The following is a 25,469-nucleotide window of genomic DNA, read 5'->3' as shown; positions in this document are numbered from 1 at the left end:
TGTTTATGCTTTAATAAATGCTTTTACCACTTTGGCCCTTACTGTACCTGTGTTTACAAGCGTATATGAACCTGCCGCTGCCGGTATCACAAATGTTTCGGCGTAATAAAAAGTGCTTGCTGTACCATTAGCAGGTGTAACTGTAATTGATGTTCCCTCAACCAGCATTAATACATGTACCGAGCCTTCGGTTTGTACGGTGATAGACGAATCAAACTCCAACCGTTCTACATCATAAAAATGATCTTTATGGGTAGGTGTATGGATAATTTCCCAGTCATCCCCTTTTTTAACTGATGTTTGTTTAGATATCAATTCATCAATAACTTTTTTGCCTTTACGGTCGAAGTTAAGGTTGTTAAACGCATGATCGATATTGATGGCACGCGGCTCGCCGTTCAGGTCAAGCCTTAACCAATCGTACATCTTAAAGGTAAATATGTAAGGAGTGGCACTGATCTCTAATACCAGATTACCCGCAGCGGCGCTATGCACTGTGCCGTTTGGTATTAAAAAGAGGTCGTGTTTTTTGGCGTGATGCGATTGTACGTATTTTGTGATCTCTATCTCCTCGCCATTATCGCGGCTGTCTTCCAATGCTTTTCTGAATGCAGTTGGTTCAATATCTTCCTGGAAACCTAAATAAACAGTGGCATCGTCCTGGCAATCTAAAATATAATAGGTCTCATCCTGGGTGATAACACGCTCGCCGAAGTTTTTTTCAATATAGGGTTGCGATGGGTGGCATTGTATAGATAGGTTGCCGCCATCCCAGGTATCTAAAAAGTCAAAACGGATAGGGAAATCATAACCAAATTTTTCGGCATGTTTACCTAATACGGCATCCTTCTCTTTAAACATTAAAAAGTCGAACGATGCTTCCAGCAAATTACTATCGCTTTCAAAAACAAGCCCATTTTCCGGCACTATCAGCTCAAACGACCAGGCTAAATTAACCTCGTCTTTATTCAAGCCTTCCAGCCGCTCTTTCATCCAATGGCCGCCCCATGCGCCGGCTTCAAACCATGGACGCACACGGAAGATAGTTTTACCCAACTCGTTTAAAGCATTTCTGAATACATCTGCCGGCATCCAGTTAACACTATCCTTCCATTGGGCATCGGCTATTACTTCAATTTTATCTACAATTGCTTTTTTGTGCTCATTTAAAACCACCCAGTCAATAAAATAGAAACGTTTGTACATTTCAGAATTGCTTTCCCTTGCATCGTTACCCAAATTGGTAACAACGCCGGCACGCATGCGTAACTGCAATTCGTTTTTAGGCAGATCAAGGTAAATCAGGTGTGCATCTTTGGCCAGTAATGCCGCTGCAGTACCAATAACAATTGTGATCTCGTGCCTATTATCGGCTTCTACCTCTCCATCAAAATTATAAAATTGGCCAAGCGTAAGATCAGTTTTAGTGCCCCAAACAGCACCAGGCTCACCTATATAAGGAGTTACCATTTCCCGGATCTCCGCAGGTGATTTAAGGCGATCCTCCGTTTCAATCCAACGTACAGATAAATTCAGTTTTTCAAACTCATCTTCAAGGCTTTGCTTAACCTCATTCCAAAAAACGCCTACATAACCATCAATAGCTACAAACTTTTGTTCTGCTATCCATTTGGCAAGTGATGCGTAACCGCTAAAAATTTTACCTTGTCCTACAGAATGATGTGGGAATATATCGTACGCCTCGGGTTTATTATTTCTTAATTTTTCGGGCAATTGGGGTTGCAGGCCCGCTCTCCACTTTACTTCTGTATTGTTATCTGACACGTTTAGATTTATATTCATAGAAAATTATAATTATACTTAGTTGTATACACCTACTATTTTAGCAGGTCAGCTCATATGTATATGCACATAAATGCCGTATGTTTACGATAAGTTTTATACAAAAACATAAACTGCACCTTAAAAATTTACAATTGGCAGTGTTAATAGCAAAGATTTCTACCAGCAGTTTATATGTACAAACATATAAACATATAACTAATAAACAAAATAATTTTTATAAATTTGTTAGGATAGTGCGCCTGGTTTTATAGCGCCTTATTTGACTACTTGCACTTAACATTTTTTATAATTGATAATAAAGCTAATACAATATTTGTAATTAATGAAGTTTTCAATCAATCACAAAAGCCCTATACCCTTACACTTACAAGCCGAAGAGCTTTTACGTACTATTATTAAAGACCCACAATATGCCGACGGCAAGTTTTTGCCTAACGAGGTTGATTTGGCTAAACAACTGGCCATATCCCGAACCACATTAAGGCAGGCATTAAACAAGCTGGTTTATGAAGGTTTGCTCACCCGAAAAAAAGGTGTAGGCACTAAAGTTGCCAATGCATCGGTAAGTTCAAAATCAAACAACTGGCTAAGCTTTTCGCAGGAAATGCAGGCGCGCGGTATCCCGGTACGTAATTTCGAACTGCATATTAGCTGGGTAAATCCCGAGGAGCAGGTGGCTAATTTTTTTGAAATAAGCACCGATAAAAAGGTATTAAAATTAGAGCGACTGAGGGGACGGAACGAAGGGCCCTTTGTTTACTTTGTTTCTTACTTTCACCCCCGGGTGGGCCTAACCGGCGACGAAGATTTTAAACGCCCTTTGTATGAGATATTGGAGAAAGATCACTCTGTTGTTGCCAACCTTTCAAAGGAAGAGATAAGCGCCCGCCCTGCCGATAAAATACTGGCTGCAAAGCTTGAGGTAGAATCGGGCAGCCCAATCCTGTTCAGGAAACGTTTTGTATATGACCAGGGCGACCGCCCAATTGAGTTTAACCTGGGTTTTTACCGGGCCGATAGCTTTGTTTACACTACAGAAAGCAGAAGAGAGCAATAACCCCTCTCCTGCTTTCTATAATTACTTCATTTTGTCTTTATACTTTTTTTGCAGTGCGGTTAAACGCAGCTTAAGGTTGGCAATTGTTGCCTGATACTCCGGCTTATTATATACGTTCACCATTTCTGAAGGATCTTTCTTCAGGTCGTACAGTTCCCATGCGTCCACAGGGTCATAAAAATGCATCAGCTTAAAATCACGGGTGCGTATGCCATAATGAGCCGTTAGATTGAATGATTTTTCGTAGTAATGGTAATAAATCTCGTTACGCCAGTTTTTGACTACCTGCTTGTTAAGTAATGGCTTTATTGACTGCCCCTGCATATCAGCAGGCACTTTTATATTGGCCAAATCTAACAAAGTAGGCGCTACATCAAGGTTTAATATAAACTGGTTAAGTTTAATACCGGGTTTGATACCTTGCGGATACCTGATCATCATTGGTGTACGGAACGATTCTTCATACATAAAACGCTTATCGTACAAACCATGCTCGCCCAGGTAAAATCCCTGGTCGGACATGTAAACCACGATGGTATTTTTAGCCAGACCGGTTTTATCCAAATATTTAAGCACGCGGCCAATATTATCATCTAATGACATAATGCAGCGCAGGTAATCTTCCAAAAAACGCTGGTATTGAAAGTGGGCTATCTCATCCTTGGTACGCAGTGTTTTAAATACATCGTATTTTTTCTGATAAGCCTTATCCCAGATAGCTCTTTGCTCGGGCGTAAGTCCCGATAGTTCTTTCTGATATTCGCCGGGTGCCCAGGCATTTATTTTAGTAACCGGGCAAGTGTCGCAAGGTATCTTGCTATCATACCTTATATCCAGGTCGTTCTTCATGGTGATGCTTTGTCGCTGCAAGGCCCGCCTGCCGGCATAGTCATCATTAAAATTGCCAGGGATAGGGAATTTGATGTTGTTAAATTTATCCAGGTATTTTAAGGGCGGCATAGCGTTTCTATGCGGCGCTTTATGGTGCAGCATTAAGAAGAACGGTGCATCTTTATTTTTGCCGATCCAGTTTATAGCCATGTCGGTAATAATATCGGTAACGTAGCCTTTATAAACGGTGTCTTTACCCATCTTAAAAAAATGTGGGCTGTAATAGTTCCCCTGGTCCGGCAGTATGTTCCAGTAATCAAACCCTGTTGGCTGGCTAAACAGGTGCCACTTACCCACAATGGCTGTTTGATAACCGTTCTGCTTAAATATTTTAGGCAGTGTTTGTTGGGCGCCGTTAAAATACGTGCCGTTATCTTTCAGGCCATTCATATGCGAATACTTGCCGGTTAAAATAACCGCGCGGCTTGGGCTGCATACCGAGTTGGTTACGTAGGCATCCTGCATTAAGGCACCCTCGCGTGCAATACGGTCAATATTAGGTGTCTGGATAAATTTTGAATGATAAGCGCTGATAGCTTTAACTGCATGGTCATCGGCCAAAATAAAAATAACGTTTGGCCTTTTACCTGTAACCACATTTTTTTGCTGAGCTATAGCTGCGAAATGAATAAACAGCATAGCCGCGCCTAACATTGACGTTCTTACTTTCATAATTAGTTTTTTGGTTAAGCAATTATAGGAAAAAATCATGTATATACATTAGTACATTAATTAATTGTTTTTTAACAGTGAATTTATACTAAATGTCGTTACTTGCGTCTTAATTAACAACACTGTTTAATATTTTTCATTAAAAACTCAGCCAAATACGCAATGTCCAAAATGATTAAAAAACCTCCATATAGCTATATAAAACGATATTTTACATGTCATATCCTACATATTATTGATACTATTTTATTAAGTTACTATTAATCGTCGACGCACTTCAGAAAAAATATTTCAAAATATTTGGAATAGTAAAATATTTTATATGTTTGTACATTATAACATATAACCTAAGAGACTAAGTTTTTAAGTAGTTGCCGAGCCCCGCAGGGAATTATTGAGAGTAATGGTGTGTTGCCTATAAAATTACCAGGCAGCAGATCATGAAGAAGTGTGGATGCCCTTTAGCCCGACCCTAAGTTTTTAAATCAAAATTAAAATATATGAGAAACTGCTACTTCATTATCGAGATGGCCTGCTTTTATAAGGCAGATAATCATCGGGACCACCCTACCTAATTGTCCTCCAGTATAAACCAATTCAAACAATCCTATTTAACACACCTGATTTTAGAATTAATTTTATGAGATTTTTTACAAATAATCACATCGCAAAAATAAGGCAGAAGCTCAATAGCTCCTTGTTTTTGTATTATGCGGCCTCGCGCAGAAGCGTACTGTCAATTATGACAACGTCTGTCCTGCGTTTTAGGCCCGCTTTAATAATACCAATTACAATATTAACAGGTATATGCCTGTCTGTTTCGGTTTATGCGCAAACCCCGGCTAAAGTACAAGGTACTGTAACGGACGAAAAGGGCGAAACTATACCCGGCATAACTGTCTTGGTTAAAGGCACAACCAACGGCACACAAACTGATGCGCAGGGCCATTACACGCTAACTGTAAACACTGGTCAAACACTTGTGTTTAGTGGTGTAGGTTACAAGTCTGTTGAGGAAGTAGTTGGCACCAACACCAATATCAGCGTAATGCTGGCTACAACTTCATCATCATTAAATGAAGTAGTGGTGGTAGGTTACGGTACACAAAAGAAAGGCTCATTAACAAGCGCTACATCTACAGTAAAAGCAAGCGAAATTGTTACTACCAAGAATGAGAATTTGTTAAATGCCCTTTCGGGTAAAATTGCCGGTTTCCGGAACGTACAAAACACAGCCGAGCCCGGCTCATTTGCCAACAACTACGATATCCGTGGTTTGGGTGGTGCGCTTATTGTAATAGACGGTATTCCCCGCCCTGATATTGCCCGTGTTGACCCTAATGATATCGAAAGTGTTTCTGTCCTTAAAGATGCTTCGGCAGCCATTTATGGTGTACGTGGCGCTAACGGTGTTATCCTGATCACTACAAAAAAAGGTAAAAAAGGAGCCGTAGATTTAAATTATACCGGTAACTATGGCCTGCAAACACCTTTAAGGTTATCAAGGGGAGTTGGCACGCCTGATTACCTGACATTGGTTAATGAAAAAGCGGTTCACAATACAGGTATTGGTTTTAAAGGTAACCCCACTTATAATGCCGCACAAATAGCAACGCTTAGCCAGGTAAATACCGACTGGTATGACGCTACTACCAAGAAAAACGCAGGGCAGCAGCAGCATAACCTAAGCGCTACCGGTGGTAGCGATAACAGCAGCTACTACATTAGCGTTGGCTATTTAAGCCAGGATGGTCTATTAAAAAGCAATGACCTGGATTATAAACGCTATAATCTTCGTTCTAACCTGAGCACGAAAATTTCGAAGGACCTTACTTTCGACCTTAACCTGTCTGGTACACTTGATAAGAAAAATCAACCACTGCAGGCACCTTATTGGATTTTCCGAAGCATGTGGTTCCAGCGACCTATTTACCCGGTTTATGCTAATAATAACCCTGCCTATTACTATAGTGTGGCAAACCCACTGCACCCGGTAGCACAATCGGATGCAAGTGTTAGTGGTTATCAAATTTTTAATAACAAATGGTTTCAATCATCAGCTACACTTACTTATGAAGTTCCATGGGTAAAAGGCCTAAACGTAAAAGGTTTATTTAGCTATGACCTTACCCAAAATGATAACCAGATTTACAATAAAACCTATAACCTGTATACATATAATGCCGCAACTGACGCTTATGTAGTAGGCAGCATTCAGCAATCGCCAAGCACTATCAGGAGAGAGAACTATCAATATCCTGCTACGCTTGCTCAACTGTCATTAAACTATACACGCAGTTTTAGTGGAGGCCATAATGTTTCGGGATTGTTATTGTATGAAGAAAATAACCGTAGCGGCGACAACTTTTATGCACAACGAGAACTATCTGTACCGATAGAATATCTTTTTGCAGGTACCAGTGTAAATGCACAAGCCAGTATGAGTACCAGTACCGCAAACTTTTACACTTATAAAACCGCCTCGTATGTCGGTCGTGCAAACTATGATTACAAGTCTAAATACATTGCCCAGTTTTTATTCAGATATGACGGCTCGTCACGCTTTGGCTTGGACAAACAATGGGGTTTCTTCCCTGAAGGCGAGTTAGGCTGGCGCGTTTCTGAAGAAGGATTCTTTAAAAACACAAAAGCACTGTCTTTCATCACCAACTTTAAACTACGCGCAAGCTATGGCGCAACCGGCGACGAAAACACATCAACTTACCAGTTCCTTTCAGGATATACATACCCTGCAGGTGGCTCAAATACGGGCCAACCTCCGGGTTCTGTGTTCGATGGTGTATTCTATAACGGCGTACAAAGCCGTGGTATAGCTAACCCTAACCTTACCTGGTTTACAGCTAAAATGCTGGATGCAGGTGTTGACTTTGAAGCATGGAGTGGTTTATTAGGTGTTACTTTCGACTGGTTCAGACGCGACAGGGACGGTATTCCCGGTAGCTTATTGCAATCGTTACCAGATGTAGTGGGTGCAGGCCTTCCGCAACAAAACCTAAACAGCGACCGCACCTTTGGTTTTGATCTGTCGGTATCACACCGCAATCGTATTGGCGGCTTCAATTATGAAATTGGCGGTACCTTTGGTTACACCCGTACCATGAACCGCACATTGGTTGCAGCCCGTGCCGGTAACTCATACCTAAACTGGATACAAAAGAGCACAGCCAGCAACCAGGGCAACGTACTTACCGGTGCTAACCGATATAATAATGCTTACTTTGGTTATGGGTCTGCGGGTCAGTTTGAGAACTACAAGGCCATTGAGAACAGCCCGATTTATGTAAACAAAGGAGCAGTAGTGGGCGATTACCGCTACCAGGACTACAATGGCGACGGCCAGATAGGTGTTGATGACAGCCAGCCGATAGGCCTATATGGCTTACCATTAATGTCATTCGGTTTTAACTTTGCAGCCGCTTACAAAGGCGTGGATTTAAGCGCTCAATTCCAGGGCGCGGCTATGGTTTACGCAACTTATATAGAACAATTACACGAACCGCTTTGGGCTGATGGAAACGCGCTTACCCAGTTTTTGGACAGGTACCACCCTACCGACCCTACCGCCGATCCTTATGATCCCAATACAGTATGGACCCCCGGATATTATGCCTATACAGGTACATTGGCTTTTGTAAACACATCGGCTAATATGCATAATGCTTCATATCTACGCTTAAAAAGTCTTGAGATTGGGTATACACTCCCAAATAAGATGCTTTCACGTTCAGGTATTAAGAGTATCCGCCTTTTTGCTAATGGCTATAACGTATTCACCATTACCGGTCTTAAATACATCGATCCGGAAAAACCATCCGGTTCGTCAACATTCATAACATCCACTACCCAGTATGATTATGCTTATCCGGTTGATAGGATAATATCATTTGGTGTGAACTTAAAATTTTAAATAAAAGAAGATGAAAAGGAAAATATACTTATTAATTCTTGTTTTGGTAACCGCTGTTACTTCGTGCAAGAAAAATCTTGAGGTTCCGCCACCCAACATCCTGCAGGATGCCGACGTTTTTAGCAATAGCGCAGGTGTAGAGGCATATATCGCACGTATTTATAGCGAGTTGCCTATAGAGGATTTTAAATGGCTACCTAATGCCGGTTTCAAATCTTTCTGGCGTTCGTCGCCGTACACCATTACAGGTGAGGCAATAAGCCGCGATGCTGTTAACCAACCAACAGAAACCTTTAACTATTGGGCAGATGCATATGCGCTGATACGCGAGTGTAACTATTTTATGGAGACCCTGCCATCATACTCAAGTAATTTCAACACAGCCCAGGTTAATAGCTGGGTAGGCGAAGCTAAGTTTATCCGTGCAATGACTTATTTTGCATTAGTTAAACGTTATGGCGGTGTGCCATTGGTTGATAAAGTATTGACCAAACCAGGTGAAACTATTGATGATATTGTAACTGAAATAGACAAGTTTAAAGTGCCGCGTGCATCAGAGCAGGCAATTTATGATTTCATAGCTACAGATCTTGACGATGCCTTTACTAAGTTGCCTGATATTTCAGGCACTAAAAAAGGCCGGGTAACCAAATGGGCTGCTATGGCATTTAAATCACGTATAATGCTGCATGCCGCTTCTATCGCCAAATACAACACTATTACCCTAACATCGGGCAGTGTACAACTTTGCGGTATGCCGGTTGCAAAAGCCAATGATTACTATAAAGCTTCGTATGACGCAGCTGCACTGGTAATTGGTAAATATTCGTTATACAAGCAAAGCTGGTCGCCAACTGATAAAGCTGCTCAAGCAACTAACTATGCAGCCATATTCATTGACCCGGCAAGCAGCGAAAATATTTTTGTTCGCCAGTATCACTACCCGGAGGCGTCGCATTGGTTTGACGTTGAGAATATCCCGCGCCAATTGTGGAATGGTGTTGAGTCGGCAGAAACAAACCCTACGTTGGATTTTGTGGAGATGTTTGAAGGGCTGCCAAAAAACACGAATGGAACTTTCCAAACGCTTGACGCCGGTGGTAAATATATCACCTATAACAACGCGGGCGATCCGTTTGTTAACGCCGAACCCCGCCTGAAAGCTATTGTATTGTTTCCCGGCGATATTTTCAAGAACCAGGTAATTGATATTCGCCGTGCCATTTACACCGGCTCCCCAACAGGCGGCATCAATAGATTAACCGCAGCAGGCGCTAAAGGTGCGTATCCTACAACCAACCTTGTACAATCGAATGACTTTAGCACAGCTGATTATACCCTTCCTAACGGCTCTAAACTGAAACCCGGCGGCATGAGTGGTTATTTTACCGCCGCTTCAGGCGCTCCGGGGTCCATTTCAGGTTTTACCATTCGCAAATATCTTGATCCAAACAAGCCAACTGCAGATCTGGCTACCAACCGTTCTGACCAGGCCTGGATAGAAATGCGTTATGCCGAAGTACTGCTTAACCAGGCCGAAGCTGCTTATGAGTTGTTTACGGCAGGTCAGGGTGCTACTTATCAAACCACAGCTCTTACTAACCTTAACCTGATCCGCGAACGTGCAGGTGCTACACTTGCCACGCTGGCCACTTTAACAGGTATCGACATAATTCGTAAAGAAAGAAGGAAAGAGCTGGCTTTCGAGAACAAAACCTGGTGGGATTTGAAAAGGTGGCGCATACTCGATAAAGAGCAAAACAACACCATTTATCGCGCCTTGTGGGGCTTTTACATTGCGCAGTCTAATCAAATTTTTTACGATGACCATTTCGACGAACGCAACACTACTTATACTTTTGATCCGAAGTGGTATTATGAAGCTATTCCGGCAGCTGTTATCGCAAAAAGTCCTAACGTAGTTCCAAATCTTAGTAATTAAATCAATGACCATGAAAAGTATAATTTATAGCATAGCATTAGGTCTGGCAGTTATTACGGCCAGCTCATGCAAAAAATTTGATAACTATGATGGGCCTGATCAAACGCTTCAGGGACGCATAATTGACGTTAACACCGGCCAACCCATGCAAAGCGATCTATCAGGCGATGCCGGCGGTTCCGCAGGCACCCGTATTAAATTGCTGGAAACCAGCTGGAGTTCTAACCCCACGCCGCTTTACCTGGCTACTAAAATTGATGGCACCTATATTAATACTAAAGTATTTGCGGCAACCTACAATATATCTGCCGAAGGTGCTTTTGTGCCATTAATACAAACAGGTGCTACCCCGGTTAATAACAGTAAAAATGTTGAAGTTAAAGGCGGAATAACAACTGTTGATTTTACAGTAGAACCTTTATTAGAAGTGGAATGGGTTGGAGAACCTGTATTAAACGCCAATGGTACTATAACCGCCCAGGCTAAAATAACACGTGGTACCGCTAAAACCGCATTCCAGGGTAACGTTACCGATTTGTGGTTGTATACATCGCCAACCCCTTATGTTGGTAGTGTTGCTGCCAGCTACGATAACCGTTTTGCCGCCCACATTACTTACGCAGGTACAACTGGTAATGCTTTACTTGGCACTACAATTACCATTACTACATCTTTGAGTTCGGGCGTGCTACCTAAAAAGGATTGGTATATCCGCCTGGCTGCACGAACCGATTACGGCGGAAAACTATACAACTTTAGCAATGTAAAAATGGTTGTAGTAAAATAATTATTGGTTCAGTTTCTTTTCTTGTTAACAAACAGCCTTCCTTCCCGGGAGGCTGTTTTGTTTTATATTTCTTCAATACTCTCCCTAAGTTTTGTCATTAAAAAAGGACTTATAAGTTCTTTTTTAATTTAATAATGACTTATAAGTCATTGACAGGTATTGCGGGGTTTGCTATTCTGTTTACATTAGCTTACCAATTACCTAACAGCCTGTCCCAATGAATGTCAACTATTTTTTGCAGGTACTTAATGCCCGCGTAAAAATTTTCAGTACTGTACCTGTCAAACTCCTGTTGATAGGTACAGTACTGTTACTGTTTGCTTTTGTACCACGCGATACAGACCCATTAGTCAGGATTGTAGCAGTTTTACAAAAATGGACCGACACCATCCCACAGGAAAAAGTATATATACAAACCGATAAACCCTACTATGCGCTTGGCGATACTATTTGGTTCAAAGGTTATGTAACCATTGGCAGCAGGCACCAGTTATCGGCTTTAAGCGGGGCGTTGTATGTTGAGCTCGTCACCGAGAAAGATTCCATCATACGGTCGCTTAAATTACCAATTACCTCGGGTATGGTAATGGGGGATTTTACTTTGGGCGATGATTTTAAAGAAGGCAGCTACCGCATCCGTGCCTACACCCAATGGATGCGCAACGCCGGCGAGGAATACTTTTTCGACCATACGTTTACGGTGGGCAACCTGGTGACTTATAATATTACAACCAAAGCCGATTATCAGTATAAAATTGCCGACAACAAACCCGTTTTAACAGCACTGTTAAACTACGCTACCGATGAAGGCAAACCTATTGCCGGCAAAAGTATAACCTACCAGATCGTCATCAACAAAAAAACAGTTTGGACCGGCACAGCTAAAACAGATGCGCAAGGCACTATCCCCGTAAAAATCGCAAATGATGGCCAGGTCGACCTGGCGGGGGCATATATCCACACCACGCTTGATGGCAGCAATAAGCAAACTATCACCCGCGATTTCCCGATAAAGGCCAGCCCGGCGCAAAGCGATGTACAGTTCTTCCCGGAGAGCGGCAATTTGGTTAATGGCATTTCATCACGCGTAGCGTTTAAAGCCGTAGGTGTTGATGGCCTGGGCATACCTGTGACCGGCAAAATAGTTGACGAAACCAATACAGAAGTTGCCCCGTTGGTAACGCTTCACGCCGGTATGGGCAGTTTTATTTTACGCCCGGTAACAGGTAAAACCTATACCGCCAATATCAGTTTTCCAGATGGCACAACTAAAACCATAGCGCTGCCCAAAGCAATTGATGAGGGCTATGTATTAAGCGTTTATCAACCTAATAAAGATAGTGTGCTGGTTAGGATCAGGGCATCAGTAGTGCGTGGGCAAAATGTTAGTTTTATTGTCCACTCCAGCGGCGAAACTATCTTTTCATCACCTGTAAAGGTCACTAATGCGATAACATCTGTTTGGCTAAATAAGCAGTCGTTCCCTACCGGGATTGCCCAGTTTACTTTATTTGATGCCACCGGCGAACCATTAAATGAACGGATAGCATTTATCCGCAGCAACGACCAAATGCAACTAAACTTAAAAACTGCCCGGGGCACCTATAAAAGCAAAGAGCGTGTGCAGGTTGAACTTGACGCGATGGATAGCAAAGGCAAGGGTGTCCCCGGCAATTTTTCGGTAACGGTTGTTGATGAAAGTAAAGTGCCTATGGATGAAAGCGCAGAAAGTACTATATTTTCCAACGTCCTGCTAACGTCTGACCTGAAAGGGTATATAGAAAAACCCAATTACTACTTTACCAATGATAACGATGAGGTAAACCGGGCATTGGATAACCTGATGCTTACCCAGGGCTATCGCCGATTTACCTGGAAGGAGTTAGAGGGTATTGTAAACGCAAAGCCGGCGTTTCCGGTTGAGGGCTTGGGCTTTAACATATCAGGCAAAGTAACTACCCTGGGTGGTAAATTATTGCCCGATGCAAAAGTTAGCTTAGTATCATTAAAAGCCGGCGTAATGAAAGGCGAAACTACTGATGCGGAGGGCCGCTTTAAGTTTGGCGGAATATTTTTAACCGATAGCGTAAAGTTTGCTGTACAGGCGCGTACTGCAAAAGGCAGCGATAAGGTTAAAATAATATTGGATAGCATCCCTAAAATTAAAACAGGCCATAACAAAAATATTGCTGATATAAGTACAAACATATCTGGTATGCTAAAAGCTTATTTAGACAACGGTAAAAAAGAAGACGATATATATGAACAAACCGGCCAGCTGGATAAGGTGCACCGCTTAAGAGAAGTAAGGATAAGAGCCAGGAAAATTACCCCACCGGTAGTTAGCATCCAGGGGGATTTAAAAGTACCTGAAGGCCATGCTGAACAGACCATAATTATAAAAAATGCCGAAAACGCGGCCACAATAGCAACACTTTTAGCCGGTGAATTAAGAGGTGTGATATTTAAAACCTACCAGCCGGTGGACCCTAATCATCCAAATGAAATAATACCTGAAGTGCCTATGTATCCTTTTATTGGTGGTGCCCCGTTAACTATTATTGAAGACGGACGGAGATTAGACCCTTTGGAAGCCAACGGAGTTTTTGACAATACATCACTACAGCCTACCGACCTGGTAAAAGTAGAACTGGTAAAAATGCTTTCAAACGCGTGGGGCACAGGCCCTGCTTTATTGCTGTATACTAACAGGGGTATGTTAAAGAAATTTTACAATCCCGGCTTGGTCAATATAAATCCCAAAGGCTTCAACAAAGCACGCGAGTTCTACTCGCCGCGGTATGACAGGCCGGGGAATGCGGATAAACTGCCCGATTTGCGCACCACCGTTTACTGGAACCCATATTTAAAAACTGATGCAAATGGTAAAACAGCGTTTAACTTTTTTAATGCTGATGGGCCGGGTACCTATAAGGTTATTGTTGAGGGCATAAACGCTGACGGCGAGCTTGGCAGGCAGGTATATCGCTATACCGTTAACGGCGATCAGGCAGATGCTGCTAATTTTACTTTGCCTGCTGCAGACAAAAGCCTGGCGCAAATAACCGCCCCGTTGGATAGCTTTAACCGCCGTTTGCCTGTTGAAAAAGTATACCTGCATACTGATAAGCCTTACTACAATATTGGCGACACCTTATGGTTTAAAAGCTATTTACTTGACCGGGTTAACCTTACCGGTTCGCGTATGAGTGGACTGTTATATGTAGAGCTGGATAATGATAGTTCAGAAATGGTGCGCCGTATCAGCATCCCTATTAAAGATGGCTTGGGTTGGGGGCAGATCCCTTTAATTAAAGCTATTTTTAAAGAAGGTGGCTATACGTTACGCGCCTATACCAACTGGATGCAGAATTTTGGAGAGGACTATGTTTTTAGTCAGCGGTTTTATTTAGGTATACCCGCCGAAGATGCGTGGCTGGTTAAGTCGGCAGCTACAGTTAGCCGCGTCGCAGATAAGGACCAGTTGCAGGTAGAGCTAAAATTGAACAAGGCAGATAAGTTGGGATCGCCTGTTGCCATAAAAAAGGTAGAGGTAAAGATCTACGATCAAACGCATTACCTATATAAAGAGGAACTGCAAACAGGCATTGACGGAAGCCTCAAGTTTAGCCATACTTTAAAAGACAAAGCCGATGGCCGCAGGATAAGGGTGCAGCTTACATCGTTAGAAAAAGAAGATAATAACAAGATAGTACAAGTGCCTTTGTCAATCAACCGCAACCAAAATATCGACGTACAATTTTTGCCCGAGGGCGGCAGTTTAGTAAACGGACTAAAGTCTACTGTGGGCTTTAAAGCCATTGCGGAGGACGGGCGGGGTACGCCGGTGTTGGGCAGCATTACTGATGGTAAGGGGAATGAAATAGTTTCATTCTCATCTCTACACAACGGTATGGGGAGCTTTGAATTTACCCCGCAAGCCGGCGAAACCTATATAACACGGATAAGCAAACCGATTGCTAAAAGCTTTGAGCTTCCTAAAATAAGCGCCACCGGTACGGTTATGCATCTAATCAATAACGAACAGGATGAAAATATAAAAGTAAACCTGGCGGGGATGAACACACTTGCTACCGATAGCGCCTGTTATTTAATTGGCACATCAAGAGGTGTGGTTTATTATTCGCAAAAGGTTGAGCTAAATCAAACCGAAATCGCGGTAGCAAAAAAACTGTTCCCATCAGGCATTACCCGCTTTACATTATTTAAAGGCAAAACACCGCTTAACGAGCGTATAATTTTTATTGACAATAACGATGGGCTTAAAATAAACGTAATACCTAATAAAAAAGCTTATTTAAAAAGAGATAGTGTGGGCCTTGAAATAGAAGTAAAAGATAAAAGCGGCAGCCCGGTTAAAGGTAGTTTCTCTATGGCAGTTACCGATGACTCGCAGGTTAAGGCGGATAGTTTAGGCGATAACAGCATAGCTGCAAATTTGCTCCTAAACGCCGATCTGCGGGGACATGTCGAGTCGCCGGGTTACTACATCAACCGTACCGACAAACAGGCCTGGCAGGCTTTGGATAACCTGATGCTGACCCAGGGATGGACGGGTTATGAGTGGAAAGATGTATTTAATGCCGCCAAGCCGCCAAAGTTTGAGGCCGAAAAAGATTTTAAGATAACCGGCAAGGTTACAGACCTATTTAATAAACCAGTAAAAGCCGGGTTCTCGGTATTGATCTCATCGCAAAAACCTACGTTTACTACCACTACTTATACAGATGAGGATGGAAGGTATCTTTTCAAAAAGCTGCCGACTATTGATAGCGGCTCGTTCTTCTTGCAAGCCAAAAACGCTAAAGGTAAAAACATGACTTTTGGTAATGTTAGTATTGATAAATTTAAAGCCCCGGCCGTTCCAGAGACGTTGCGCGACCCCATCCTGCCCTGGTATGTAAATCCCGATACCACGCAAATAAATTATGTAAAACGTACTGCTGAAAGGAACAACGAAAAAAACATCAAGTTAAATGGCATTGTATTAAAAGAGGTAAAAATAAAAGGCAAAAAGATCATTAAAGACTCATTTAATCGCAATGGTGCCGGTAACGCCGATCTGTCATTTGATGAGCAGGATATTAAAGAATCGGCCGTGTTAAACCTTTATCAGTTATTAAAGCAAAAATTGCCCGGCTTAAAAATAGTTGACGAACACCGTATGCCAACTCTTAAATTAAACAATGCTATTGTAGTTATCCATATAGATGGCGGCGGGTTGGACCTTTTTATGGGCGCGAACCCAACTGTTGACGAACTGCAAGATGAACTGAGTCAATACCAGATAGCCACCTTTAAGGGCATGGAGGTATATTACAGCGAAAAAAACATGGTTAATTATTTGCAGCCACGGGGCTATTGGATAAATGCACATTTTACGGGCCAGGCTGTAGCCTTATCAGAAGATACATTACTTGCTGGAAAATGGATAGACGACGAAGGAAACCCATGGGGCCTTAAACAGGATAGCGGCTGGATATATAAGGTAGGTTACAAGGCAGGTTATTTAGAAGCAAGAGCAAATGTCTTAACCAACAAAACACCCGATTTTGCCAGTATTGATATAACTACCAAAAATGGCAACGGCTGGTTTAAGAACAAGGCACCAAGTACCGTAACTTACAGGCCATTGCCGGTAATGTATCCGCAGCAATTTTACAGCCCCAAATATAATGTGGCACCAGGCGCCACAACATTGCTTGATTACCGCGCTACACTTTATTGGGAACCAAATATAATAACCGACCAAAATGGCAAAGCAAAGGTGTATTTTTATACCTCGGACATCAACAATAAATACACAATTAAGATAGCAGGCGTTGATGTAACAGGAGCTATTGGAGATGGCACTTTTAAAATAAAAAATTAAATACAGCGGCAATGAAATCAAACAGGATCTATACCGGCATTAGCGTATTTTTTTCGCTTTTACTGCTTTTAGCCTTTATTCCAAAAGCCGACGAGCCCTTGGATAAAATAGTTGCGTCGTTACAGCAATGGTTTGATACGCATCCACAGGAAAAAATATACCTGCATACCGATAAGCCCTACTATTTGGTGGGCGATACCATTTGGTTCAAGGCCTATTTAACCACCGGCAGCAAGCACCAGCTATCGGCCATAAGCGGCGCAATGTATGTTGACCTGATAAATGAGGGTGACTCCATCGCCAAACAATTAAAACTACCCGTAACATCGGGCATGGCCGTAGGCAATTTTGTTTTAAGCGACAGCCTGATCCGCGAAGGCAATTACCGCATCCGTGCTTATACCAACTGGATGCGCAATGCCGGCCCCGCGTATTTTTACGATCGTACCTTCATCATCGGCAATTCAATTTCAAACACCGTATTTGCCAAAATAGACTATATCTATGCTAAAGAGGGCACCAACACCAAAATACGCGCACTGTTAAAATACACCGATGAGCGGGGCACGCCATTTGCCGACAAGCAGGTACGTTACCAGCTTAAAGATGGCTATGAGGTGCTAACCTTTGGCGGGGCAAAAACCAATGCCGCCGGCGAGATCACCGTGAACCTGCCCAACGCCAAACCCGGCCTTTTGAGCAAATCATACCTCATGACCAAAATAAGCCTTGCCGGCGATGAAACCATAGCTAAAACCTTCCCTATTAAAACAGCATCGCTGCAAACTGATGTGCAGTTTTTCCCGGAAAGCGGCAACCTGGTTAACGGGGTAAAAAGCAAGGTAGCCTTTAAAGCCACGGGTACTAACGGATTAGGTGTAGCCATTGGCGGCAGCATAGTTGATAATACCGGGCAGGAAGTTGCCAAAATAGAGGCTAAGCATTTGGGCATGGGCTATTTTTATTTAACACCCGGGGTTGGTAAAACTTACCAGGCAAAAGTTACTTACCCGGATGGTGTTACAAATACCTTAAACCTTCCTGCTGTTACCGATGATGGCTATGTGCTGTCGGTTAATCATCTTAAAAAAGATTCGCTTTCAGTTCGGGTACAGGCCGGTGCGGCTGCATTAAGAAGCGGTACGCGTACGTTAAGTTTAGTTGGGCAGTCTGGCGGCAAGGTTTACTTCTCGGTAAACGTACCGGTAAATAAGCCTACAACATCATTATATTTCCCAACCACTGGTATCCCCACCGGTATCTTGCAGTTTACCATCTTCTCTCCTGCCGGCGATCCGTTGAATGAGCGGATAACATTTATAGAAAATAAAGACAACATCGACCTGAAAATAACCAGTGCCAAACAGGTTTATCACCGCCGCGAGAAAGTGGATCTTAATATTGATGCAAAGGATGGTTACGGAAAGCCTGTGGGTGGAAATTTTTCGGTATCGGTTAGGAGCGAGACGGCTGTACCGTCTGATGAGGCTAACGAAAACAGCATCTTCTCTCAATTACTTTTAAGCGCTGATATTAAAGGCTATATAGAAAAACCTAACTACTATTTCTATAACCCCAATGACGAAACCCGGGCCAACCTTGATATTTTAATGCTTACCCAGGGCTACCGCAGGTTTGTTTGGAACGATGTAATTACCAACCCAATCGCCGCAAACGCTTATAAGCCCGAGAAGCTGGTTAATGATATATCGGGCACGTTAATGGGTTATAACAAGAAACCCATTGCGGGGGGTAAGGTCATCCTCATCAATAACAAGCTGGGCTTTACGCGCGATACGGTTACAGATGCGGATGGCCGTTTTAAATTTGGTAATTTAATCATAACCGATGGTGTCGATTTTACCATCCAGGGTACCACGGCCCATAACGGCAAGCATTTAAAAACCATGGTCGATGAAATTAAGAAACCAAATATCATAGCCAACGCCAACATCGGCGATGTTAATGCTGATATGCTGAGCCTGGTTAAAGCATCAGTTGATAATAACCTTACGCAGGATATGGAGCTGGAAAAATACGGCATACCAAGCCAGCGGCAACTACGCGAGGTTAAGATCCGCGCGGCAAAAAAACGCGGCTTTAACGCAGGCATTACCGAGAACCAGGCCGATGAAGTTTTCAGGCCGGATGCCCGCATGCCTTGCGCTACTTTAAGAGAATGTTTGGAAGAGATGTTTAAGAGCCGGGTTAGGTTTATACAGGAGGCCAATGATGATTGCGGCCTGGTATGGCGGCCCAGGAATTACGGGGCGAATTATGTAGTGATAATTGATGGCCAGCTGATATTTGACCCCTGCGATTACCAGGCGTTTTTCCTGGACAGCACTGCCAACGTTAATAAAATTTACCTTGTGCATGAAAGCGCTGCTATTGAAGCTATGGCGATAGGCGCAGGCAATTTAAACAGGATCGGCGGCAAGCCACAACCTGTCATGTCCATCTTTACAAAAAACGGCGCCTTCCGTATGTCAGATGATCCGTCTATTGTGTACTATACCCCTAAGGGTTATGATTATACCAAGGAGTTCTATTCGCCTAAATATGATAATGCAAAGAACCAACCCCAGGCCGCTGATCTGCGAAGCACGGTTTACTGGAACCCAAGGGTGCTAACGCGATCTGTAGGGCAAGCCAAAGTAAGTTACTTTAACAGCGACCAGACAGGTACTTACCGGGTTACTATTGAAGGTATTAACGCCGATGGCCAATTGGCACGGCAAGTTTATCGCTACAAAGTTCAATAATCAATCTATAACCAACCACTAAATATTAAACCAAACCTACAACTATATCCATGAAAAAACCTATCACAATTACAGTAAAGCTGGGGCTGTTATGCTCGCTTTTGCTGTTGCTGGCCTTTATCCCTAAAAAGGATGATGACCCTCTAAGCAAGCTGGTAACCATCCTGCAAAAATGGACAGATACCATCCCGCAGGAAAAAGTATACCTGCATATGGATAAGCCCTATTATGCGTTGGGCGATACCATTTGGTTCAAGGGCTATGTAACTATAGGCAGCCGGCACCAGTTATCTGCATTAAGCGGGGCTTTGTATGTCGATTTGATCACCGAGCAGGATTCAGTCATCCGTTCGTTAAAGTTACCTATAACATCAGGCATGGTAATGGGGAATTTTACCTTGAATGATGACTTTCAGCAAGGCAGTTACCGCATACGCGCCTACACCCGCTGGATGCGCAATGCCGGCGAAGATTTTTTCTTCGACAAAACATTTACCGTCGGCAGCATATTTAACGATAACATCGTCACCAAAGCCAGTTACCAGTATAAAAACGTTGGCAGTAAACCCGTTTTAACCGCCCTGCTTAAATACACTGATGAGGAGGGTAAAGCATTGGGTAACCGTGATGTAAACTACCAGGTATTTATAAATAAAAAGCGGGTCTGGATCAAAAATGTAAAAACCGATGCCCTTGGCAGCGTGTTAATTGATATTGATAATGATAAACACGTTAATTTAGCAGGGGCCTACATACGTACCACAATTACCGGCAGCGACAAGCAGCCCATCGTACGCGATTTTCCTATAAAAGCAGCGCTGGCGCAAACCGATATACAGTTTTTCCCTGAAAGCGGCGACCTGGTTAACGGCCTGGCATCGCATGTTGCTTTTAAAGCCGTTGGGGTTGACGGCCTGGGTGTAACCCTAAAAGGAAAGGTAGTTGACAATGAAAACAACGAGATTGCCACTATAGAAACCCTGCATGCAGGTATGGGCAGTTTTACATTGCGCCCTGTAGCCGGTAAAACTTATAGCGCTAATATTACTTTTGAGGATGGTACCACAAAAACTATTGCCCTGCCAAAGGCTGTAAATGAGGGATACGTGCTAAGCGTCTATCAGCCTAATAAAGATAGTGTACTGGTGCGTATAAGCGTCTCGCCTGCCCTGCTTCAGTCAACGGTTAACTTTATCGCTCACACGGGCGGAGAAACCATTTTTGCCTCGCCAATTAAAATAAATAGCGCCATTACCTCTGTTTGGCTGGATAAAAAGTCTTTCCCGTCGGGCATTGCACAGTTTACATTATTTAACAGCGCCGGCGACCCGGTAAACGAGCGCATAGCATTTATCCGCAGTACTGATATAATGAAACTTAGCCTTAAAACCGCCAAAGCAAGCTATAGCGGCAAAGACCGTGTACAGGTTGAACTGAACGCCGCCGACAGCAAGAACAAGGCTACAGCAGGCAATTTTTCGGTAACGGTAATTGACGAGACCAAGGTGCCGTTTAATGAAACGCTGGAGACTACCATATTTTCAGATATCCTGTTAACATCTGACCTTAAGGGCTATATTGAAAAGCCCAACTACTATTTTACAAAGGAAACCGATGAGGTTAACAAAGCTTTAGATAACCTGATGCTTACCCAGGGCTACCGCCGTTTTAGCTGGAAAGAAATAGCCAAAACCGTAAGCGAGAAACCCGCTTTTGAGGTAGAGGGGCTGGGCTTAACCATAACAGGTAAAGTTACTAACCTGGGTACTAAACCGTCGGTAGGTGCAAAGGTTACCCTAATGTCCATAATAGCCGGTGTTACTAAAACTACAACAACTGATGAAAATGGCCGGTTTAAATTTGACGGTATATTTATGACCGATAGCATCAAATGGTCGTTAGCCGCACACAACGCGAAAGGCAGCGATAAGGTTAAACTTATTTTAGATACCATACCCAAAATACGCCTGAGCAAAAACCGTAACCTGGCCGATGTAAGCACCGATATTAATACCACGCTAAAAACCTATATAGACAACGGCAAAAAACTGGACGATATTTATGAAAAGACCGGCCAGCTGGATAAAGTTCAGCGCTTAAAAGAAGTACGTATTAAAGCCAGAAGGTTAAAAGCCGCCAATAACATTTCACCGCAAGGTGTGCTTAGGGTGCCTGAACAATCGGCAGACAGGGTAATTACTTTTGATGAAAACGAAGTGGCTAATTGCGTAACGTTAGCTATGTGCCTGCAGGCCCGGCTGCCGGGGATTAGTGTGGAACCACGCGGCGAGTTTGGATACATGGCGCTGATAGATTTGCGTACGCGGGGACAAATGTCGCTGATACTTGATGGGCGTTTAATAAGGACCCCGGATGAGGTTGACGAAATTTTGCAGGGTAGCATACAACCGGAAGATGTAGCCAAAATATTGTTAGTGAGGACAAACCAGGCGATGATAAACAGTTTAGGCGGTGGCGAAAACTCAAGCTTTATATTGATAATGACCAAACTTGGCGCATCTCGCAGGCAATACAATCCTAATATTGCCAACATATCGCCAAAGGGATTCAATAAAGTGCGCGAGTTCTATTCGCCGCGGTATGACAGGCCGGGCTATGCCAATAAACTACCCGACCTGCGTACCACCGTGTACTGGAACCCTTATTTAAAAACCGATGCAGAGGGTAAAGCATCATTTAACTTCTTTAACGCCGATGGTCCCGGTAATTACAAAGTTATAGTTGAGGGTATAAATGCTGCCGGCGAACTGGGCCGGCAGGTTTATAACTACATGGTTGAGGAGGGCCCGGCAACTACAACGGGTTTTACGCGCCCTCGGCAGAGGGCACTAAACAATTAACGGCTTCGCTGGATACTTTTAATAAGCATTTCCCGGTGGAGAAAGTTTATCTGCATACTGATAAACCTTACTACAACCTGGGCGATACACTTTGGTTCAAAGCTTATTTGGTTGACAGGGTAAATTTGAGTGCCTCGCGCTTAAGCGGACTGTTATATGTTGAGCTGGATAATGACAGCACGCAAATGGTACGTCGCGTTAGCATAAAAGTTAAAGATGGTATTGCGTGGGGGCAGATCCCGCTGCCGGCTACTATTTTCAGGGAAGGTGGTTATACCTTGCGCGCCTATACCAACTGGATGCAAAATTTTGGCGAAGATTACGTTTTTAGTCAGCGTTTTTATTTAGGCTTACCGGCAAAGGAAGCCTGGCTGGTTAAATCAGCCGTAAACGTTAACCGGGTTGACGATAAGGACGTAGTAAACGTCGACCTAAAACTTACCAAAACAAATAAATTGAGTTCGCCCGTCGCCTTAAAAAAGGTTGACGTCAGGATCTACGAAGGCCGGTATTATCTCTTTAAAGAGGTAATGCAAACCGGTATGGATGGCAGCCTTAAATTTAGCCAGGCCCTTAAAGCTAAAATAGATGGGCGGGTGTTAAGGGCACGCATACAAAGCCTCGAAAAAGGTGAAGCCGATAAAATAGTACAAATACCACTCACCATCAACCGCAACCAAAATATCGACCTGCAATTTTTGCCCGAGGGCGGTAATTTGGTTAAGGGTTTAAAATCCATCGTTGGGTTTAAGGCTATTGGCGAGGATGGCAAGGGCACGCCGGTACTCGGTACTATCTATAATGGTAAAGGCGACGAGATTGTATCCTTCGCGACTATCCATAATGGCATGGGCAGTTTTGAGTTTACACCAAAAGCCGGCGAGGGTTACACCGCCCGCTTAAGCAAACCTATTGTCAAGAGCTTCGAGTTACCTAAAATAAGCCCGGTGGGCACAGTTATGCAAATCACCAATCCCGAACAGGGCGACGCTTTAACCGTAACCCTACAAGGCGCCAATAACTTAACCACCGATACCGCCTGTTATTTGATAGGCACATCACGGGGCACGGCCTATTATACGCAAAAGGTCGACCTTGCGCAGCCTGCCTTATCGGTAGATAAAAAGCTGTTTCCTACCGGTATTGCACGGTTTACATTTTTTATCGGTAAAAGGCCGCTGAATGAACGTGCGGTGTTTATTGACAATCACGACCAGTTAAATATTACCGTATCTACAAATCATACCACCTACCGTAAGCGCGACAGCGTAAGTTTAGCCATAGCCGTAAAAGATAAAAGCGGGTTACCGGTACAGGGGGAGTTTTCGCTTGCTGTGACGGATGACTCACAGGTTAGGGTTGATAGTATTGGCAATTATGGCATAGGCGCCAGCCTGCTTATTAACTCAGAGTTGAGAGGTAACGTTGAAGAACCCGGCTATTACATCAACCGTAAAGACAAACAAGCCTGGGAGGCGCTCGATAACCTGCTATTAACACAAGGCTGGACGGGCTACGCCTGGAAAAATATATTTGCCCCGCTTAGAAAGCCGGAGTTTATAATGGAGAAAGAACTTAAAATCACGGGGCAGGTAACCAACCTGGTCAGCAAACCCATACCTAATGCTCCGGTAGTTATCTCATCACAAAAACCAACCTTTATTGCCTCAACCAATGCCGATGCAAACGGGGTGTATGAGTTTAAAAATCTGCCGAAGATTGATAGCGGATCGTTTTTCTTACAAGCCAGCCGTAAAGAAGGCAAAAAGCTCACGTTCGGTAAAGTTACTGTTGATAAATTTAAAGCGTTGCCTATTCCCGCTATGGTTAGGGACGCCATACTGCCCTGGTATGTTAATACCGACAGCACACAGTTAAACTATGTGAGGCGCGTTGCCGAGAAGCAAGACGAAAAAAATCTAAAACTAACCGGCATCATATTAAAAGAGGTACAGATAAATGCTAAAAAAATAATTAAAGGTACCCTTAACCGCTTTGGGCCCGGCAACGCCGATTTGATATTTGATGAGGAAGACATTAAAAAATCGGCCACTACAAACCTATACGAGTTGTTGGCGCAAAAAATACCCGGTTTTAGGGTGGCCGGGTCGGTTAAAATAATGTTTAAGGGTCGTGAAATGGTTATACCGCTAATTATTTTTAATAAGTATTGCGTTGATGTACGCATTGATGGGTGGCCCTTACCGTTAAACATTGATGCACCGGGTTTGCCGTTATTCCCCGATTCGCGTGAAAATGGTTTAACAGGGCGGCATCCCACTACAGATATAGCAGAAGGATTCCAAACCGGATCAGTAATTGCCTGGGATATGTCAGGTTTTCATGGCTATATGCCAAATACCGCTTCGGAAGCAATAGATGCTTTAAGCGAATACAAACTACCGGGTATTATTGGCGTTGAAGTTGCTTACAGCCGCAAATATACCAATCGCATTTACCCACGCCCGCCAATGTTTGATTTCGCTGTAATAGAGATCACCACCAAAAACGGTGTGGGCTGGTACGGGGACAGACCGCCCGGTATGGTTACCTACCGCCCCTTACCAATATTACAGCCGCAGGAATTTTATAGTCCGCGCTACAAGGTGGCCCCGGCCGCGATAGAACCCGATTACCGCTCAACCATCTACTGGGAGCCAAACATCAGCACCGATCAAAACGGCAGGGCCAGGGTATCGTTCTATACATCAGACATCATGGATAAATACACCATTAAAATAGCCGGCATTGATGCTACAGGTGGTATTGGCGATGGTACGTTTAGGATAAAGGGGAAGTAGTCCAGCAATGTCATTTCGATACGAGGTACGAGTGAGAAATCTTATACAAACGATTGGAATTGCAAA

The 25,469-nt window shown here is 43.4% G+C and carries 10 protein-coding genes; 8 read left to right on the top strand and 2 right to left on the bottom strand.

What is annotated here, in order from left to right:
• Positions 1-3 precede the first annotated feature (3 nt).
• Complete coding sequence (locus tag ABIB50_RS24730; RefSeq protein WP_429384276.1) at positions 4-1,803, bottom strand: class I mannose-6-phosphate isomerase; 1,800 nt, start codon at positions 1,801-1,803, stop codon at positions 4-6.
• Positions 1,804-2,128: 325 nt separating this feature from the next.
• Between ABIB50_RS24730 and ABIB50_RS24725 the strand changes: the two genes are divergently transcribed.
• Positions 2,129-2,863 (top strand): GntR family transcriptional regulator, encoded by a 735-nt coding sequence (locus ABIB50_RS24725; protein ID WP_429384273.1) that lies wholly within the window; start codon positions 2,129-2,131, stop codon positions 2,861-2,863.
• Between the two features lie 21 nt (positions 2,864-2,884).
• On the opposite strand, the gene ABIB50_RS24720 is transcribed toward ABIB50_RS24725, so the two are convergent.
• Positions 2,885-4,426 carry a sulfatase family protein gene (locus ABIB50_RS24720; protein ID WP_429384271.1) on the bottom strand — a complete coding sequence of 514 codons (1,542 nt, stop codon included), beginning with the start codon at positions 4,424-4,426 and terminating at the stop codon, positions 2,885-2,887.
• A 742-nt stretch (positions 4,427-5,168) separates the two neighbouring features.
• Here ABIB50_RS24720 and ABIB50_RS24715 point away from each other — a divergent pair.
• The 7 genes from ABIB50_RS24715 (at position 5,169) to ABIB50_RS24685 (ending at position 25,403) form a co-directional block, all read left to right on the top strand.
• Entirely contained in the window at positions 5,169-8,354 is a 3,186-nt protein-coding gene (locus ABIB50_RS24715) for a SusC/RagA family TonB-linked outer membrane protein (RefSeq protein ID WP_429384269.1), read from the top strand.
• A 10-nt stretch (positions 8,355-8,364) separates the two neighbouring features.
• The gene (locus ABIB50_RS24710; RefSeq protein WP_429384266.1) at positions 8,365-10,296 is read left to right on the top strand and encodes a RagB/SusD family nutrient uptake outer membrane protein; all 1,932 of its coding nucleotides are present in this window, start codon (positions 8,365-8,367) and stop codon (positions 10,294-10,296) included.
• Positions 10,297-10,306: 10 nt separating this feature from the next.
• Positions 10,307-11,083, top strand: a complete 777-nt coding sequence (locus ABIB50_RS24705) for a DUF3823 domain-containing protein (protein ID WP_429384264.1) — start codon at positions 10,307-10,309, stop codon at positions 11,081-11,083.
• Between the two features lie 217 nt (positions 11,084-11,300).
• The gene (locus ABIB50_RS24700) at positions 11,301-16,976 is read left to right on the top strand and encodes a hypothetical protein (RefSeq protein WP_429384261.1); all 5,676 of its coding nucleotides are present in this window, start codon (positions 11,301-11,303) and stop codon (positions 16,974-16,976) included.
• Between the two features lie 11 nt (positions 16,977-16,987).
• Positions 16,988-19,741, top strand: a complete 2,754-nt coding sequence (locus ABIB50_RS24695) for a carboxypeptidase-like regulatory domain-containing protein (protein ID WP_429384258.1) — start codon at positions 16,988-16,990, stop codon at positions 19,739-19,741.
• Positions 19,742-19,791: 50 nt separating this feature from the next.
• Positions 19,792-22,602: a carboxypeptidase-like regulatory domain-containing protein gene (locus ABIB50_RS24690; RefSeq protein WP_429384256.1), complete on the top strand. Its 2,811-nt coding sequence runs from the start codon at positions 19,792-19,794 to the stop codon at positions 22,600-22,602.
• 35 nt (positions 22,603-22,637) lie between these two features.
• Positions 22,638-25,403, top strand: coding sequence for a carboxypeptidase regulatory-like domain-containing protein (locus ABIB50_RS24685; protein ID WP_429384254.1), 2,766 nt, complete (start codon positions 22,638-22,640; stop codon positions 25,401-25,403).
• Positions 25,404-25,469: the final 66 nt, after the last annotated feature.

It is taken from the genome of Mucilaginibacter sp. UYCu711, from assembly GCF_050433825.1.
GTDB lineage: Bacteria > Bacteroidota > Bacteroidia > Sphingobacteriales > Sphingobacteriaceae > Mucilaginibacter.
The sequence above is the reverse complement of the archived record's forward strand: the minus strand, read 5'-3'. Positions and strand labels throughout refer to the sequence as shown.